This window comes from Helicobacter valdiviensis (genome assembly GCF_003245365.1).
Classification (GTDB): domain Bacteria; phylum Campylobacterota; class Campylobacteria; order Campylobacterales; family Helicobacteraceae; genus Helicobacter_D; species Helicobacter_D valdiviensis.
Map to the genome: position 1 here is coordinate 1 of NZ_NBIU01000038.1, position 17,142 is coordinate 17,142.

Consider the following 17,142-nt stretch of genomic DNA (forward strand, 5'->3'; position numbering starts at 1 on the left):
TTATTATGATTATAGTTTTGGTAATAATGGCATTTTTAAATTTAGCATAGATGATTATTTTGCCTATGATGAAATAGGAGTAAAAGCTTATCAGTATGAATATAAAATTGGACAACCTCCTAAAGTTATGGGTTTTGATAACTCTAAAAGTCCTTTTGATAGCCCTAATTTTGTTTATTCTGATGGAGGTTATCATGGGAGTAAAAAGCTTGTTCCTTCTGCTTTAGGAAAGTATTATTTTGAACTTTCTTATCAAGAAGAAGTTTATATAGAACTTTTACGCCCTTATTATCCAAATATAAAAGATTTACCAGAAAGTTGGGACAATAAAATGCTAGAAAAAGCAAATTTAAACTAAAAGATAATGAATCTTTAAAGAATTTTGAATATTTGTAAATTGTAGTTGAATAGACAAAGAGAGTTATTGAAACTCTAAAAGTCCTTCTGTTGGAGAGCTTGCAGTAGCATAAGGCTTTTTAGGAATCCTTCCTGCTAAGAAGCTTGCTCTTCCAGCAATCACAGCATTTCTCATAGCTTCTGCCATTAAAATTGGATTTTTGGCTTGTGCGATTGCAGTGTTTGTTAAAACTGCATCCGCACCAAGCTCCATAGCAATGGCTGCATCTGAAGCACAACCCACCCCAGCATCTACAATTACAGGTATTTTTACAGCATTTTTGATAAAGGCAATATTGTAGCGGTTTTGGATGCCAAGTCCGCTACCAATAGGTGCTGCAAGTGGCATAATGGCACTAGCTCCTGCATTTTCTAAATGTTTTGCCATAATGGGATCATCATTGCTATAAGCAAGAACGCTAAAGCCGTCTTTTGCAAGTTCTTCACAAGCTTTTAGGGTTTCTAAGACATCAGGATAGAGTGTTTTTTGTGTATCTCCAATAATTTCTAATTTGATAAAATCAATTCCAGTAGCTTCTTTAGTGAGTTTAAAAAGTGTAATAGCTTCTTTTGCATTAACACAACCAGCAGAGTTGGGTAAAAATTGTATATTTGTATCCTTAAAATAATCTAGTAAATTTTCTTCATTTTTATTTGTAATATTTACTCTTCTTATAGCCACAGTGATAATTTCTGCCTTAGCTGCTAATGTAGCTTCAAGAGTTGTTTTGAAATCTTTGTATTTTCCACTACCTACAATTAGGCGACTTTGAAAGCTTTTATTTCCTATTTTTAATAAATCATTTTCTAACATTTTGTAATCCTTAGAATTAAAAATTTAAAGATAGCGGATTTGAGAAATTAAATCAAGAGGAGTAAGGGAGAAATTTGCATACTTTTTTGTAAAATTTTTGGCACTTAAAGCATGTGCTAAAACACCTTGAATGCTTGCATTTATGGGGCTGTAGCCTTGTGCTAAAAGTCCAGAAATAAGTCCTGCTAAAACATCTCCACTTCCTCCTTTTGCTAGGGAATTGTTACCAAGAGGATTGATGAAAATATTTTCTTTTGTAACAATTAGGGTGTTAGCACCCTTTAGAACAAGAATGCAATGTGGGAAGTTTTGGAGGAAAGTTTGTGCAAAATGGATTTTATTTTCTAGAATTTCTTGTAGATTTGTTTGGATATTAATAAGTGTTAATAGATGTGAAAACTCTTTGATATGAGGGGTTAGGATAGGGTATTTTGCATTTTGTAAAATTTCCTTAAAATCTTTATGATAGAAAATATCTGCATCTAAAACAACAGGCAAATGCAAATTAGCTTTTAAAATTTTAAGTGTATCTTGTATATTTTTAGAGTTTTCTTCCTTGCCAAGTCCCATTCCTATTAGCATTGCGGTTGTATTTTTGGGTAAATTTTGATTTTGCATAAGTTCTAAAGGAAACTGAAGCGGTGTTTTGTGAATAAGAGTGCAAAGCCCAGAACCTATTTTAAAAGCTGCACTAGTTGCAAGAATGGGAGCATTAGAATTTTCTCCCACGAAAGTTGCCAAATGTCCAAAGCTTCCTTTGTTGCAAAGATTTTTAGTTCTTATTGGTGGTTTAAAATCCTTTTTTTCTAAGAGTTTAAAGGAAGAGTGTGTTTCATAAATTTTTCTTGGAATGCCTAAGGAGAGGCATTTTATTTTGCCTACAAAATCTTTAGCTAAATCGCTAAAAAGTGAGAGCTTGAAAGCTCCCATGCAAAGCGTGTAATCTGCTAAAAATGCAAGAGGTTTGCCATCTAGATTTTGGGGTGTTCCACAAGATTTTATTCCACTTGGAACATCGCAAGAAATTTTTATAGCTTTAAGGTTGTTTAAAACTTTTAATAAGTTTAGTAATTCTTTATTTAAATCACCCTTTAAACCTACGCCAAAAAGGCAATCAAGCACAATATCATAATCTTGATGTGAAAGATTTTCGCATTTTTCTAAAAGAGTAAAATGCTCTTTTAGGTTTGAAAGTCGCTCCATTTGGAGTTTTGCAAGTTCGCTTTTTAAGGAAAGAGGTAGATATAAAAAAATCTTAAAAGAGGAGCATAGCATTCTAGCAAGTGCTAAGCCATCAGCTCCATTATCACCACTTCCACATACAATGAGGACTTTTTGTCCCCTTTTGAAATATTTTTTTAAAAAAACTTCCATTCCTCTTGCTGCATTTTCCATGAGTAGCATAGGAGGGAGTGAAAAATTTTGTGTAGCCCTTAAATCTAATTCTCTTGTGTCAAAATAGAGATTTTTCATGCAATTTTTTGTCGCAAAAAGCTAAAAGGTGGTAGAGCTAAAGGGAGAATGAGGCGATTTTCATTACCACTGTGAATGGATTGTAGCTCTTTGCCATTTTCTGTTAAAATCTTAAAAAAACGCATAAATTTTTTGCCATTTTGTGTAAAAATTTCTCCTATTTCATTTTTGCCTTCTTTGATTTCGCTTCCTAGAGGTGCAATAATTTCTTTAGCTTCATTTGGGCGAATGGTATGGCGACAAAGTGCAAATTTTCCATCTTCACTAACTTCTGCATTTACTTGGTAGCTTCCCTCGCTAATGGCAGTAAAATGGTTTTGTGTGTTTAGTTTCTCATAGGGGCGACGGATTAAATATCCATCGCTAAAACCTCTATTCTTAAGTGTTTCTAGCTCTTTTTCATATTTTTCTTCTTGGAATTGGTTTTTGTAAAAATCATCTAAAGCCATTCTGTAAGCATAAGCAGTAATTCCTGCATAATAGCTAGATTTTGTTCTTCCTTCAATTTTTAGGGAACTAATCACGCCACTTTCTAAAATCATAGGAATATGTTCTATAAGTTTTAAATCTTTAGAATTAAAAATATGTGTTCCTATACCTTCTTCTTCTACAAGTCGCATCATTACACCATTATCAGGGTTTCTTACATAGTATTCATAATCAAATCTGCAATCATTCGCACAACTTCCACGATTAGGAACTCTTCCGCTTTGCAAAGCAGAGATAAGACAACGCCCAGAAAAAGCAAAACACATACTTCCATGGATAAAAATCTCTAACTCTAAATTGGGAAGTGCTTTTTTAATCTCAATGGCATCTTTTAAGCTAAGTTCTCTTGCAGCTACAATTCTTTTAACGCCCATTTCATAAAAGACTTCCGCATCTAGCACATTAAGCACATTGGCTTGTGTGGAAAGGTGTATAGGGATATGGGGGGCGATTTTTTTAGCAAGTTTGATAACCCCAGGTGCTGCTATGATAAAACCATCAGGGTTTAAAGAAGCCATTTTTTCAATATGAGCTTCAAGTAGTTTCAACTGTGAGTTAAAAGGAAAGCCATTGATGGTTACATAGATTTTTTTACCCATTTGGTGCGTGTAATCAATGCCTTCTTTAAAACTATCCATATCAAATTCTTTTCCAGAGCGGTTGCGTAAAGAAAAGTGGCTAACTCCTCCATAAACAGCATCGGCTCCATAGTTTAATGCAATTTTTAATTTTTTGAGATTCCCAGCAGGGGAGAGAAGTTCAGGGATTTGAATTTTGTTTTCCATAGTATCCTTATTTTACAAAATTTGCAATGAGTGCTTCAATATCATCTTCATTGACAACATTTTCTGTGTTATCTCCTTGGATATGCACAGCAGAACTTACGCGTTTAGAATCATCAATTTTTCCTTCAAAAAGAGAACTCATATAGCGAGAGAGAGCGCGCATTACATTAATAACGCGTTCAATTTTTTGTCTGTGAATATCTTGGTATTGCATAATATCCATAGCTTCTAAAGAGGCATTGCTAATTGTTTCGGTTGCTTGTGTGATTTGCAAAAGAGATTCTCTAGCAGCTTTTGCTTCTTCAAGTTTTTGAGAAAAAGTATGGAAATTTGGAAATTTTTCTAAAAGTTTATTGAGTAAATCCTCTTGAGAGGAAATAAAATTTTCTAGATTGTGAATTGCTTCTTCAATATCCATTCCAGCGTTATTAATAGCTTCTAGCTTGTCAAAAGTTTCTGTTGCCTTTACTTCTGAATCGCGTGTAACATCGTCTAATTGATGGACGACTTTATGTTCGCTTGTAGGGGGTGGTGGAGGCCAACTTACTTCTTGATCAATTTTATAGTCTTTAGCGGTTACACAAGTATCTGTGCTAATTCCATCTTCTGTTATTTTAGTTTCTTGTTCTTCTTGGACTTCTTTGGAAGCTGTAGTATCAGTAGCTACATCTTCTGTAACCTCGGATATATCGCTATTTAATAAAGCGTCTAATTCTTCTTGTGTCATGGGTTTAGCCTTGAAATAGAAATCATCAAGGCATTTTAATATAAATTAGATTTGTTTTTGCTTATTTTTTAGCTAAATTAACTTTCTTTAAACATCCTTCTTGCTAACTTTTTGGCTTTTACTTCCGCTTCTTCTTGCTTTAGTGAAGAGTAGGTTGTATTTGTGTGATCTTCTAAAATTTTTTGGCTATTAATGGTAGCTTCTTTATCTTTTGGGGTAAGTTTTTGATATTCTCCATTTTCCAAGAGCTCGTGTGCTTTTGTGTTGTCTTGGCTTTGCAAACTAATAATTCCAAAAAGTTTATCGGCAAGATTTTCATCAAATATAGGCGTCATAAGCTCTACGCGTCGCTCTAAATTTCTTGGCATTAAATCAGCACTCGCAAAATAGATTTGTGGTTTTGCATGTTTAAAATAGTAAATTCTTGCATGCTCTAAATATTTTCCTACAATGGAAATTACACGGATATTGTCGCTAATCCCTTTAATATTAGGTCTAAGACAGCAAATTCCTCTTATAATTAAATCAATTTTTACTCCAGCACTAGAAGCTTTATAAAGCGCTAAAATCACATCAGTATCTACAATAGAATTTGCTTTTAAGATAATTCTTCCCTCACTGCCTCTTTTGGTTTCGCCCTCAATGAGTTCTAGGATTTTGGGCTTAATTTGTAAAGGTGCTGCAAGAAGGGTGTCTAGTTTAGACTTATGAGAAAAACCAGAAAGATTATGGAAAAAACGCGTTGCATCTTGTGTGAATTCACGCTTTGAAGTCATATAGCTAATATCGGTGTAGATTTTTGCGGTGCTTGGATTGTAATTTCCTGTGCTTAAATGCACATATTCTTTTAATTCTTTGCCGATATTTTTAATAACAAGTGCAATTTTAGCATGCACCTTAAGTCCAGGAACTCCATAAATTACATGTGCTCCAGCAGATTCTAAAGCTCTTGCCCAATGCAAGTTGTTTTCCTCATCAAATCTAGCTTTTAGCTCTACGAGTGCAGTAACTTGTTTGCCATTTTCAGCAGCCTCAATGAGAGATTTAACAATAGGAGAATTTTTGCCTACACGATAAAGTGTCATACGGATAGAAAAGACATCGGGATCTTTTGCAGCACTTTGGATAAAATTTACCACAGGATCAAAGCTTTCATAGGGCTGGAAAGTAAGAATATCTTGGGTATCTAAAATAGAAAAAATATTTGCATCTAAATCTAGAGGAGGGAGGATTTTAGAAGTGTAGTTAGCAAAAGTATATTTTGCAAAACTTTTAGAACTTACTACCTCCCACAAAATACTAGAATTCATAGGTGCTAGGCATTCATAGATATCTTCAGGGGTTACTTTGATATATTGGGTAATGAATTTTTTAAGCTCTAAATCATCAGTTTTTCCGATTTCAAGGCGAATAATTTCTCCTTTTCTTCTTGATTTTAACCCCTCTGTCATTAAAGCCATAAAATCATCAGCTTCTTCTTCTTCAATTTCCATATCTGCATTTCTTGTAACCCTAAATGCACTCCAACTCAATACCTTAAAACCAGGGAAAAGCTCATGGGTAAATTCAGCTACAATGCTATCTGTTTGCACATAAGTATCTCCTCCTAATTTTACAAATCCTGGTAGCATTCTTGAAATTCTTGTCATTCCAAATTTGATTTCATTGGGATTATCAAGACTTTGGAGTTTTAAGGCTAAAACATAGCTTAGATTGTTAAGATGTGGGAAAGGATGTGTTGCATCTACTGCGATGGGGACAACGATGGGATAAAGATGGTTTAAAAAATAGTTTTGTAATTCCTTTTTTTGTTCTTTAGTAGTTTCTTCATAGGTTTTGATAAAAAGTCCTACTTTTTTTAATTCTTCTTTGATGTTTAAATAGCATTCTTCTAGCTTTGTTTTTTCAGCTTTTAAATAGCTTCTAATTTCTTCTAATTGTTCTTTTGGAGTTAGTCTATCTGCACCACTTTCTGTGATACCTCCAGCATAGAGGCGTTTAAGTCCTGCAACTCTTACCATATAAAATTCATCTAAATTTGTCCCATAAATTGCAATAAATTTTAATCTTTCTAAAAGCGGATTATTTTCGTTTTGCGCTTCGCTTAAAACTCTTGTGTTAAAACGCAACCATGAAAGCTCTCTGTTTATAAAATTACTTGGTTTGTTGAATTTTTGCATAATGACCCCCATATTAATTTAAAATTTTACTTAGATTATAGCAAAAGTCTTAAAACTAAGCTATATTTTCATAAAAAGAATTTAAAGAAAAGTGTGAGGTAAAAAATGCCAAAAGAAGATTGGATTTTAGTGCTTGTGTTTTTGGTGATTGGTTTGTTGTTTATTGGGCTTGTTTTTGTCTTTTTTACATTTAGAGGCAAAGAAGCCAAAGAGGTATCTATAAAAGCAAGACTAAGTGCTAAAGAACTTTTGGAATTTTTAAATACTAAGGAAAATGATTTACAAAAGTTGCAAGAATATTCAGAAATTGCTAAAAGCTATTATTTAGAATATTTAGAAGAATACAGTGATTTTGATGTGGAGTTTGTAGTGGGATTAAGTTCTCATAAAGCCGTGAATGCCAAATTAGTTTTAGAAGTAGAAAGATATTTTAAAAAAATAAATCCAGCGCGAGAAAAATTGATAGAAAAGGCTTTGGTTAAGGGATTAGATAGGCGTTAAAGTTTTAAGGTAGATAAGGTTTATTTGTTGCAGAAAAGTTTTTAGACTAGAAAACTCCATTGGGGAGTTGGAATCCTTTTTGCTTTTAGCTTTTAAGTTAAAGTTTTTAAGTGTAAAAGGTAAGTAATGCTAGTTAGAGATAGTGGAATTAATAGTGTTATTAATGAAGCCAATAGACTTTTGGGGGATCATAAAGAAGTGCAATCTGTAAGCCCCCTTAAAAAGAAAGAGGAAATTAAAGAGCAAGCTCAAGAAGATTTAAAACAAGAGCGAGTAACTTATGGAATGTTAAGTTTAGAGCTTATGAGTGATGAGCAGTATAGAGCATTTGAGCGGGTTACTGCTAGTATGTCTCCTAATGAAAAGATTGCTGTGGCACAAACTCTAACGCGTGCTGGAAATTTAAGTGCAAGTGTGGAGAGGGTAGAGGCTAAAGAAAAAGAGCTGGAGAAGAAAACAGAAGGACTGTTAGGTATTTCACAAGAAGGGTGGGGGGATATTGCCCTAGAATTTCAGGATAATTTAAATAATTTGCAAGGAATTTATACAAAAGCTTATAATAAAAATCTTTCTAGTAATTATAATGATATTTTAAGACATACAGGAGAGGCAAAAACGCAAAGATTGTTGCGAGAATTCTCTCATGCTATCCATATAGGAAATACACAAATTGATACGATAAGTTAGTTTTTAATAAAACTTTAAAATAAAAAGAGTATAATTGCGTTCTTTTTTGGTGCGCCAAGGTAGCTCAGCTGGTTTAGAGCGCTGGTCTCATAAGCCGGAGGTCGGGGGTTCGAGTCCCCCCTTTGGTACCAAAATCTTCATATGCGCTCATAGCTCAGCTGGATAGAGCAACGGCCTTCTAAGCCGTAGGTCAGAGGTTCGAATCCTCTTGGGCGTACCACTTATCTACTTAAAATCAAACTTCAACTTTTAGTTTTATTTAGAGTTTTTGTTATAATTGCCTATTATTTTCTTACATTAGGGAATTTTATGAGAAAATTTAGCACTTTTAGGGCTTTTTTGCGTCTTAAACTAAAAAATATAGAATTTAAAACGCGTGATATTGTTGTTCCTTGTGTAATTTATGGAGTTTGTTGTCTTAGTATTATATTTTTACCTCCTAATCTTTTAGAAATTTATCCTGCATTAGAAGAATTTGTAAAGTTGTTTGAATTTTTACCCGTGGTGCGTTTAATAGCACAGAAGAGTTATGCAGGAGATTTGGCACAATTTTATTTACTTTATATGATGGTGATTGGTTTTTTGTGTGTTTTATGGGTTTTTGGCAAACTTACTTGTAAAATTGTAAAGTTAAAGTTGCACCCTTATTCTAGTGAGGTCAAAAGTGCTAAGCATCTTAGGTATTATCTCATTACTACTCATAAAATTAATTTGCGATTATGGCTTGCTTTTGTGGGTGCCTTTTTGATATATGTTTTTTATAATAGTTTATTTATTATGGGGGAATTAATTGCAATAGGGAGGCGTAGTAATCATTTTATTGATAATGCTTTTGAAATGTTATTTTTTATGATACATCCTTTAATGTTTATTTTTGGTAATTTTGGAGTATTATTTCTTGTTGCTATGATTGTGGGGATTATTATAGATTGGATTAAAATTAAAAGAGGGAAGTTAAAACCCACTTCCCTTTTTGATCCCAAAGAGGTTTTTAAGTTGTAAAATTAAACAGATAGAGGGATAAAAAGCTGTGGAAGATTACTAAGATGTGAGCTTAGATTTTCAATATCGGTGAGATTAAGCCATAGAGATTTTTTAATTCTTTCTTTTTTAAGAGGTAGAATTTGTAAAGTGTCTTTTTGCTGATTGAGCCAAAGGATAGGGTTTAGTGAATTAGATTGGATAATTTCAATCTTTTTTTCAAAAATTTTTTCTATGTGTTTGTAGTATTCTATGGCTAGTTTATGGTAGTTTTCATCAGGATCAAAATCATAAAGCCTTATTTTTAAACCAAGTTGTGTGGAAAAATCAAAAACAACAGAGGAGATTTTTTCAGCTTCTTCTGTGATTTTTGGAATCACTACCGCACTATGGGTGATTTGCTCTAGTGGAGTGCTACCAAATTTAAAAAGGGGTATCCCACAATCAAAAAGAATATTTTTGTATTTTTCAAACACAAAAGATTCGCTTAAAATTAATCCGATATTTTTATTTTGAATATCTTTGGCAAGAATATTTTTTAAAGAAGTTTCATAAAATTCTATATGATAAGTGATATTTTCTTGCTGTAAAATGGGGTTATTATTGAGTGTGTTAATAATATCAGGAGTATTTGGGTTAAAAAAGCAAAAATGTAAGCGTTTGTTTTTAAAATGGTTAAATAAAAGCAGTGTTTGCTCTAAATAAAATTCTAAAGAATGGGAGTTTAAAAGATCAAAGTATAAAATTACATCGCGTCCAAAAGGGGTTGGAAATTGCCCAATTTCTTCTTTGATTCTGTGATAAATATCCCATAGAGTTTTTGGCTCTCCTATGAGCAATAAAGAATCATTAGGAAAGATTACAGTGGAGAATTTTGGTAAGATAAGCTCTTTATTGCGATAGATGGCTACAATTTTCCATTTTTTTTGTTTGATAACTCCCACGGTTCTATAAGCATAGGGACTTCCAAAAGGGACATTGATTTGCATAATTTCACCTTCGCCTAGTCCTATGTATTTTGCTGTGCGTGGAACATTGGGGAATCTCTCAAAGAGTTTTGCGGCTAAGATTTGTTCTTCGTTGATTTGTGTGAGCTGTTTGTCATCTTCATTGAGTTCTAGCTCTCCAAGCAGTGTGATTTGAATATTTTTATTATAATCTCTTATGGTTTTATAGATAAGCTCCCGCTCTTCAACTTGATCTGTGATGATGTAGCAATCTGTAATTTGTGGTTCTAAAATTTGCCTTAGTTTTTTAGGGGAGCATGGATCAAAATTATAAATCTCATTACCTTCGCTTAAATTTTGGGGCAATAATTCTGGATTTAGAGAGACGAAAATATAGTAATTTTTGTCAATATGCTTTTGTGTGAGTGTTGTTAAAAAATCTTTTGCTACAATTCCGTCTAAAATTAAGAGGATTTTTCTCATGATGTATTGGCCTTATGTATATTGTAAAAATCTTGAAAATGTAACAAAAAAAGGTTGAAAATGGAATTTAATCTGCAAAAAATTGATGGAGAAGCAAGAGCAGGAAGTATTAAACTAGCTCATGGTGAGGTTTTGACACCTATTTTTATGCCAGTTGGCACACAAGCAAGTGTAAAAGCACTAGATTTTAAAGATCTTTTGGAGCTTGATTGTCCTATTGTCTTAGCAAACACTTACCATTTGTATTTGCGTCCTAGTGATGAAGTGGTAGCAAAATTAGGAGGGTTGCATAATTTTAGTAAATTTCCTAGAAATTTTCTTACAGATAGTGGAGGTTTCCAAGCTTTTAGTTTGGGAGGAAATGTAAAAGTTCAAGAAGAAGGAATTGTTTTTAAAAGTCATATTGATGGGAGTAAGCATTTTTTTACCCCCAAGAAAGTTTTAGATATTGAATATAATTTAAATAGCGATATTATGATGATTTTAGATGATTTAGTGGGATTACCCGCAAGCAAAGAAAGGATTAAAGAATCCATAAATCGCACAAGTTTGTGGGCTAAAGAAGCCATAGAATACCACACTTTTAAAAAAGAACAATTTAAAAATGAGGGCAGAGAGCTAAGTAATAATATTTTTGCAATTAATCAAGGTGGCACAGATAGGGAATTTAGAGAGATGAGTGCTAGAGATCTCACATCTATGGGGGAATTTGATGGATATGCTATTGGTGGGCTTGCAGTAGGAGAGCCAAATGAGCTTATGTATGAGACGCTAAGCTTTACAGTGCCACTTTTACCCAAAAATAAACCACGCTATTTAATGGGAGTGGGAACTCCACGCGATATTATAGAAGCAATTTATAGGGGCGTAGATATGTTTGATTGTGTTATGCCTACAAGAAATGCACGCAATGGGACGATTTTTACACATTTTGGCAAGCTTTCTATTAAATCTAGCCGTTTTAAATTAGATGATAATCCATTAGATAGTAAATGTTCTTGCTATACTTGTCAAAATTTTTCTCGTGCTTATTTGCATCATCTTTTTAGGGCAGGAGAAATGAGTTATTTTAGGCTTTCTAGTATCCATAATCTTGCCTTTTATTTAAAACTTGTAAGAGATGCTAGAGAAGCGATTTTAAAAGGAGAATTTAGAAGACTTTATCAAGAAATTTGTGAGATTTATAATTAAATTTATAAAAATTTTTGTAGCTTTTTAGGCTATTTTCAAGGATTTTTTTGTGTTTTTTGTAAAAATAAGTTATTTGGTTGCTTATGGTTATGGGGGCTACATAAATTGAGCAATTATTTTTGTCATAAATTAAAACAATAAAGTTCTGAAATTCAATAAAAAATTTCTTAAGAATAAGAACATAAATTGGATAAGTTTTTAAGAGTAAAGATTAAAAAGTTTTTGGGTAATTTTTACAAAATTAAGTTAAAAATATGTAAATTTAACATTATTTGCATAATTATATTATGTATATTGTGTAAAAATTTATGTATAAGGATTAAGACTTAGTTTTATGGTATAATTCCCAAAAATTTTACTACAAAAGGAGATGATTAGCAAAAATTTCTAAAGATTTTATTTGCAATAAAATTTTTTTTAAGATTGGGTTCGTAGCTTAAAATGGGGAATTTACACAATTATTTACAATCCTTATCATGAGATTTATTGTTTTATAAAATTAAATTTCTATATTTTTTAATATCTTTTTCTTAAGGTTTAAATATTTAGAGATTTATCCTTTCTATAAGTATTTAACTAAGTAAATTTATTGAAAAATAAGCAAAATTTATACTTTAAAATAAATAATAATAAAAAGGAAAGGGTTTTTAATGGTTAAAATAGGTAAAGTTTCTCTATTAAGCATTATTACGGCTTTGGCACTTGAAGCACAAGTTACAAAAATTGGTTATGAGTGTCTGGAAAATAAAGATGTTTGGGATTATAATAAAAATACCCATAAAAAAATTGAAGGTAAAAATTATTGTGGTATTAAATCTAATGCTTCTATTAGTGGTGCTACATTAATTTATGATAATCCAAAAATAGCAAACGAAAAGCAAAAGCTTCAAATTATTACTCCAAATACAGATGCAAAAATGTTTGTCCGTGGGACACATAGTGGCTATTCTTCTAATGAAGAGGTAAGGGATATTGCTTATGTTCCTTTTGTAGTTAGTGCATGGAGCCAGAGCGGAAATGTCAGCAATAATAAGCTTATGTTAAAAGCAGGGGAATTAAGTTCGGTGTATTTTGTTTCTCCAAGCGATGCTAAAGAGGTGCAAATACCTAAGAAAACTCAAGGTGAAGATAATTATAATTTTTTAATCACTGCAGCACTTACACAAAAAGGTAATTCTACAAATAATAGCCTTGTTTTACAAAAAGAAGCTTATGTAAATATGGGAGTAGAAAATACTTATAATCTTGATTTAAACGGTGCTCCTTATCTTGTGGGCGGAATTTCTTTTCTTGGAAATTCTAAAAACAATTCTATTGTGTTAGAAAAAGATTCAAGAGTGGATTTTCATCCTAGTGTGTATAAAGTAAATCAAGATGATGATAGGGTATATGATGAGCGTATGACGCATATTGTAGGAGGTATTGCCTATAATGGAGATGTTATAGGTAATCAAGTAGGTATTAGAGGAAGTGAATTTATAGTGCATGGAACTTTAGGAAGCTATTCTACATCGGTGATAACACACATTGCAGGTGGTTATGCAGATGTGAGTGATGGCAAGGCACATAATGCTTTAAATAATAGTCTTGAAATAGATGGGTTAGATTTGAATTTGAAGGTAGATGCTAAAGAATTTCCACAATACTATGATGCGTTATTGTTTGGAGAGTTTTTTGGCGGAAAAACAGCACAAGGAAAAGCAGATAACAATAAAATTTCTCTAAAATCATTAAATAGCTATAAGAAAATAAAAGATGGTGTTAAGATACAAGGACTTTTTGAATTTTATGGAGGATATAGCACAAAGGGCAGTGCAAACTACAATAGCATTGATATTGATTTAAGAGAGCCTTTTGCACTCTCTGAGACTTATCTTGGTGAGAGTGGATTTAGCTTTTATGGTGCATATGCAAGTAATGGAGCGAGTTTTAATAGTATAAATATTAAAAATAATCTCACAAATATTGATGTGATACAAAATCAAGATAGAGCACAAAAGCTTCGTGATAAAATTTCTATTGTAGGTGCTAGAACATTAGCAGGAGATGCAAATTCTAATGTGATAGATTTTAGGGATTCTCAAAGTGCATTACCGCTTTATATTTTTGCGGTAGATAAAGAATATTTTGAGGGAAGTTATCACTATGCACAAAATGCTAAAAACAATAAAATTACCTTAAATAATGTTTTTAGTAGAGAAACGATTAAGAGCGGTATTGAGGCGATGAGTGTTGAGAATAATATTATTCAATATTATAATGTAGAAGCACAAAAATCAAATACCAATAAAGATAGGGCAAGTGGAATTTTCCTTTATGGTTTAGAGAGTGCTAAGAATAATTATGTGGATGTAAGTAATTACTATTCTACTTCACAAGTGGATATCTATAGTGCTAGAGGCGAAGTAGAATCTTATAAAAATACATTCAATTTTAAAAATGTGAAATTTGCATCAGATGCCCCAAAATCAGGTTTGTATTTGATTGCAGGGACAGGATTGAGTGCATATGAGAATACTTTAAGCCTTGTAGATGTGAGTTTGGGGGAATATAACCAAAAAGATGGAGATGAAATTTATATAGCTGCAAGTGCTATTCCAAATGCACAAAGTAATCTTGCACTCTCTTATAAAAATACACTTTTTATAGGTGGAGAATTTGATTTGCAAAAAGATGTTAGCATTAATGCAATTAGTGGGAGTGTAATTAGGGTTCCTTTTTGGCAAAGTCCAACAGGGGTATCACTTACATCGCCTTCTCCATCATTAGCACAATTAAGCGAAGATAATCATCTAATTACAGAAGCAAAGATAGAAGCTAGAGTGGTAAATAATTTTGAACATTTTAGCTTTATTTATAAGAAAAAAGATAAGAAAAGCTTCATAACAAGTTTAGAGTTTCCAATCAATCTTTCACGCAATGCAGATTTTAGTCTTTATGTGTCAAAAAATACAGGCAAACCTAAAGGAAAAATAGCGCTTTTAGAAAGCAAAGAGGGATTTGCAGATATGGATGGAAATACTCTAAATCAAGCAGAGGTTTTGGCATATATTGGAGAGATAAATAAAAGCACTAATAAAGCAGAAGTGGGAAAAATTTCAGGTTTCAAAAAAGAGAATTTTGCAAAATATAAGCTTAGCTTAAGCCTAAGTGAAGATGGCAAAATTATTTATGGAGAGGCTAGATAAGCCTCTTTAAGCAGTAAAAGCAAGTTTTAAAGATTTAAATAAATTTGAAAAATTATGAATAAGGATTATTTTATGGGTAAAAAAAGTTTTTTGGCACTTAGTCTTGTAGGATTATGTTCTTATACATTTGCACAAACAAGCCCGCAAGAGGCAAAGCAGTTAGAGGATATGATAAACACTTCTCCTTATAGAGATGTTCCACAAAATAAAAATATCACAAATACTCTAAGGCAGCAGCAAAATTCTTTTAAACAAAATCAAGAAAAAGAGAATCTTGATGAAAAAGGTTTGCAATTAAGACAAGAAGAGCAGTATAAATATAAATACAATTTTAAGATTGACAATAAAATTGATGGCAAGGAAATCACTCTAAAAGATTTAGGGATTGAAGAGAAATGGCTAGCAGAATCCATTTATGCACAAAAGATTTCTAAAATCTCTCCAGAAACTTTACAAGCCATTACAAATATTGTTTCTTATTATTTTCAATACAATGGCTATCCATCAGCTACTGCTTATGTTCCACAACAAACTATTAAAGATACTATACAAGTTAATATTATTGTGGGAACTTTGGGGGATTATGTTGTTAAAAATTATTCGCACTTAAGAGATTCTTCTATTAATTCTAAGCTTAGTGAAGCACTAAAGGGAAAAATTATCACGACTAAAAATATGGAAGATATTATCTATAAAATCAATCAAAGTGCAGGTATTGAAGCAGTAGGAGCACTAGAGGCGGGGGAAGATTTTGGTGAGAGCAATGTGGTGATAGAAGTAAATGATAGCAAAAAAGCAAGTGCAATGCTCTATGCAGACAACTACGGAACAAAAGGAGCGGGGCAAATTAGATTTGGTGCTACGACGACTTTTAATAATCTCTTTGGTTTTGGTGATTCTTTAAATACAATGGTGCAAAGAAGTAATGAAAATCAGCTAAACTATGGAGCTACTTACACTACATTTGTGGGGAATTTGAAAATTTCTCCAAGAGTAAATAAAGGAAACTATGAGCTAGGTGGAAATTATAGAAAGATGGGAGCTGTAGGAACTTCTACAGATTTTGGAGTGGATTTTACCTATCCGCTTTTTATTAACTCTGAGAATTCTTTGTATTGGAGTGCGGGATATACACATAGAAAATTAAAGGATTCTTATGAAGCTTTTGGGATTGATTTTATGAAACATAGCGATATAGGCTATGGAGGGTTTGAGGGAACTTATGGTGGGATACCTAGAAATTATCTAAGCTATAATGTAAAGGTGTATTATGGGGATGTAGTAGGTGATGATGAGCTTACAAAAGATTCATGGGGAACAGGTAAGTTTTCTAAGCTTAATGTGTATTTGAATAACCAATATTATTTACATGAGAAGCTTACGCATATTTTTAATGTGAGTTACCAAAAAGTGTTGGGAGGATTTTGGCTAGATTCTAGTGAATCTGCATCTTTGGGTGGACCTTATGGAATGAGGGCATATAGAAATGGAGAAGGAGAGGGCGATAATATGGTGATGGCAACTTTGGGTTTGCGTTATCAAAGTCCTATTACAAATTTCTATATCACTCCTTTTTATGAGCTTGGATATTCTTGGAATGAAGAGAAAGCAAGACAAGAATATTTTATGGATTCAGCAGGTCTAGAATTGCTTTATTTAAAACCAGATGCATTTTATGTAAAAGTGGATTTGGCAAGAGCTATTGCTAAGCTTAAAACGGATGGGCAAAATAGAGCAAGAGCTTACATAGGAGCAGGGATTTATTTCTAAGAAAATGCGTATTATAGATCAAGGTGGCTTCATTGAGATTTTTTATCATTGCATTTTCTTTATTTGTTATTGTGAGCATAGCGAAGCAACCTAATGATGTTACAAAAACTTTTCCCTTGTCATTGCAAGGCGATGTAATCGCCGTGGCAATCTAAAAGAGTAACCAAAGCCTTAAGATAGCTCTTTAGACTGCCACACAATGTTCCACTGCTCGCAGTGACATAAAAGAGCGTCATTACAAGCGTAGCGAAGCAATCTAAAAACAACAAAACTAAAATTATTAATATTAATATTATTTACACTTGCATTAAACAAGAAGAATTTATTTTAAAAACAAGATTAAAGAAAGAAAAGTTTTTAAACTTTGTAACCCTTTTATTATAAAGGGTTTAAAGTCTTAAAATTCCTTTTTAAAAGATAAGAAGTAAAAGCTAAACTAAATATTATTTAGCCTCCTTACCCGCTTTATCTTCCAAAGACTAATTTTAATAGTTTTAAGCATAAGTTAAGCGGGTTTTACTTAGAATATT

Annotated in this window: 12 protein-coding genes, 2 tRNA genes and 1 pseudogene; 9 read left to right on the forward strand and 6 right to left on the reverse strand. The window is 32.4% G+C overall.

Annotated elements, in window-relative coordinates:
- Nucleotides 1-358 (forward strand): annotated as a pseudogene (locus tag B6S12_RS09410) (hypothetical protein); the annotation flags it as partial.
- 63 nt (nt 359-421) lie between these two features.
- On the opposite strand, the gene B6S12_RS09415 reads toward B6S12_RS09410, so the two are convergent.
- The 5 genes from B6S12_RS09415 to B6S12_RS09435 form a co-directional block, all read right to left on the reverse strand.
- Nucleotides 422-1,210, reverse strand: a complete 789-nt coding sequence (locus B6S12_RS09415; protein ID WP_111230537.1) for a thiazole synthase — start codon at nt 1,208-1,210, stop codon at nt 422-424.
- A gap of 24 nt (nt 1,211-1,234) precedes the next feature.
- Nucleotides 1,235-2,683 carry an NAD(P)H-hydrate dehydratase gene (locus B6S12_RS09420; protein WP_111230538.1) on the reverse strand — a complete coding sequence of 483 codons (1,449 nt, stop codon included), beginning with the start codon at nt 2,681-2,683 and terminating at the stop codon, nt 1,235-1,237.
- The gene (locus B6S12_RS09425; RefSeq protein ID WP_111230539.1) at nt 2,680-3,957 is read right to left on the reverse strand and encodes a peptidase U32 family protein; all 1,278 of its coding nucleotides are present in this window, start codon (nt 3,955-3,957) and stop codon (nt 2,680-2,682) included. Before B6S12_RS09425 ends, B6S12_RS09420 begins: the two co-directional genes overlap by 4 nt.
- A 7-nt stretch (nt 3,958-3,964) precedes the next feature.
- Nucleotides 3,965-4,684, reverse strand: coding sequence for a chemotaxis protein (locus tag B6S12_RS09430; protein ID WP_111230540.1), 720 nt, complete (start codon nt 4,682-4,684; stop codon nt 3,965-3,967).
- 77 nt (nt 4,685-4,761) lie between these two features.
- Nucleotides 4,762-6,864: an RNA degradosome polyphosphate kinase gene (locus tag B6S12_RS09435; RefSeq protein WP_111230541.1), complete on the reverse strand. Its 2,103-nt coding sequence runs from the start codon at nt 6,862-6,864 to the stop codon at nt 4,762-4,764.
- A 105-nt stretch (nt 6,865-6,969) separates the two neighbouring features.
- Here B6S12_RS09435 and B6S12_RS09440 point away from each other — a divergent pair, with 105 nt between their 5' ends.
- The 5 genes from B6S12_RS09440 (at nt 6,970) to B6S12_RS09460 (ending at nt 9,054) form a co-directional block, all read left to right on the forward strand.
- Nucleotides 6,970-7,365, forward strand: coding sequence for a hypothetical protein (locus B6S12_RS09440; RefSeq protein WP_111230542.1), 396 nt, complete (start codon nt 6,970-6,972; stop codon nt 7,363-7,365).
- 126 nt (nt 7,366-7,491) lie between these two features.
- A complete protein-coding gene (locus B6S12_RS09445; RefSeq protein ID WP_111230543.1) occupies nt 7,492-8,052 on the forward strand; it encodes an HP1233 family protein in 561 nt (186 codons plus the stop codon).
- A gap of 53 nt (nt 8,053-8,105) precedes the next feature.
- A tRNA-Met gene (locus B6S12_RS09450) sits at nt 8,106-8,183 on the forward strand.
- Between the two features lie 12 nt (nt 8,184-8,195).
- Nucleotides 8,196-8,272, forward strand: a tRNA-Arg gene (locus B6S12_RS09455).
- 89 nt (nt 8,273-8,361) lie between these two features.
- On the forward strand, nt 8,362-9,054 hold the full coding sequence (locus B6S12_RS09460; protein ID WP_111230544.1) for a hypothetical protein: 693 nt from the start codon (nt 8,362-8,364) through the stop codon (nt 9,052-9,054).
- Nucleotides 9,055-9,056: 2 nt separating this feature from the next.
- Here B6S12_RS09460 and B6S12_RS09465 read toward each other — a convergent pair whose 3' ends face one another.
- Nucleotides 9,057-10,463, reverse strand: a complete 1,407-nt coding sequence (locus B6S12_RS09465) for a TrkA C-terminal domain-containing protein (RefSeq protein ID WP_111230545.1) — start codon at nt 10,461-10,463, stop codon at nt 9,057-9,059.
- A 60-nt stretch (nt 10,464-10,523) separates the two neighbouring features.
- On the opposite strand from B6S12_RS09465, the gene tgt reads away from it, so the two are divergent.
- From tgt to B6S12_RS09480, 3 genes are all read left to right on the forward strand, one after another.
- Nucleotides 10,524-11,654: a tRNA guanosine(34) transglycosylase Tgt gene (tgt, locus tag B6S12_RS09470; RefSeq protein ID WP_111230546.1), complete on the forward strand. Its 1,131-nt coding sequence runs from the start codon at nt 10,524-10,526 to the stop codon at nt 11,652-11,654.
- Nucleotides 11,655-12,304: 650 nt separating this feature from the next.
- A complete protein-coding gene (locus B6S12_RS09475) occupies nt 12,305-14,842 on the forward strand; it encodes a hypothetical protein (protein WP_111230547.1) in 2,538 nt (845 codons plus the stop codon).
- A gap of 72 nt (nt 14,843-14,914) precedes the next feature.
- The gene (locus tag B6S12_RS09480) at nt 14,915-16,612 is read left to right on the forward strand and encodes a ShlB/FhaC/HecB family hemolysin secretion/activation protein (protein ID WP_111230548.1); all 1,698 of its coding nucleotides are present in this window, start codon (nt 14,915-14,917) and stop codon (nt 16,610-16,612) included.
- Nucleotides 16,613-17,142 lie beyond the last annotated feature (530 nt).

What these genes read in the sequence shown, in the direction of transcription:
- B6S12_RS09415 (WP_111230537.1), bottom strand. Translation starts at nt 1,210, where the DNA reads ATGTTAGAAAATGATTTATTAAAAATAGGAAATAAAAGCTTTCAAAGT.
- B6S12_RS09420 (WP_111230538.1), bottom strand. Translation starts at nt 2,683, where the DNA reads ATGAAAAATCTCTATTTTGACACAAGAGAATTAGATTTAAGGGCTACA.
- B6S12_RS09425 (WP_111230539.1), bottom strand. Translation starts at nt 3,957, where the DNA reads ATGGAAAACAAAATTCAAATCCCTGAACTTCTCTCCCCTGCTGGGAAT.
- B6S12_RS09430 (WP_111230540.1), bottom strand. Translation starts at nt 4,684, where the DNA reads ATGACACAAGAAGAATTAGACGCTTTATTAAATAGCGATATATCCGAG.
- B6S12_RS09435 (WP_111230541.1), bottom strand. Translation starts at nt 6,864, where the DNA reads ATGCAAAAATTCAACAAACCAAGTAATTTTATAAACAGAGAGCTTTCA.
- B6S12_RS09440 (WP_111230542.1), top strand. Translation starts at nt 6,970, where the DNA reads ATGCCAAAAGAAGATTGGATTTTAGTGCTTGTGTTTTTGGTGATTGGT.
- B6S12_RS09445 (WP_111230543.1), top strand. Translation starts at nt 7,492, where the DNA reads ATGCTAGTTAGAGATAGTGGAATTAATAGTGTTATTAATGAAGCCAAT.
- B6S12_RS09460 (WP_111230544.1), top strand. Translation starts at nt 8,362, where the DNA reads ATGAGAAAATTTAGCACTTTTAGGGCTTTTTTGCGTCTTAAACTAAAA.
- B6S12_RS09465 (WP_111230545.1), bottom strand. Translation starts at nt 10,463, where the DNA reads ATGAGAAAAATCCTCTTAATTTTAGACGGAATTGTAGCAAAAGATTTT.
- tgt (WP_111230546.1), top strand. Translation starts at nt 10,524, where the DNA reads ATGGAATTTAATCTGCAAAAAATTGATGGAGAAGCAAGAGCAGGAAGT.
- B6S12_RS09475 (WP_111230547.1), top strand. Translation starts at nt 12,305, where the DNA reads ATGGTTAAAATAGGTAAAGTTTCTCTATTAAGCATTATTACGGCTTTG.
- B6S12_RS09480 (WP_111230548.1), top strand. Translation starts at nt 14,915, where the DNA reads ATGGGTAAAAAAAGTTTTTTGGCACTTAGTCTTGTAGGATTATGTTCT.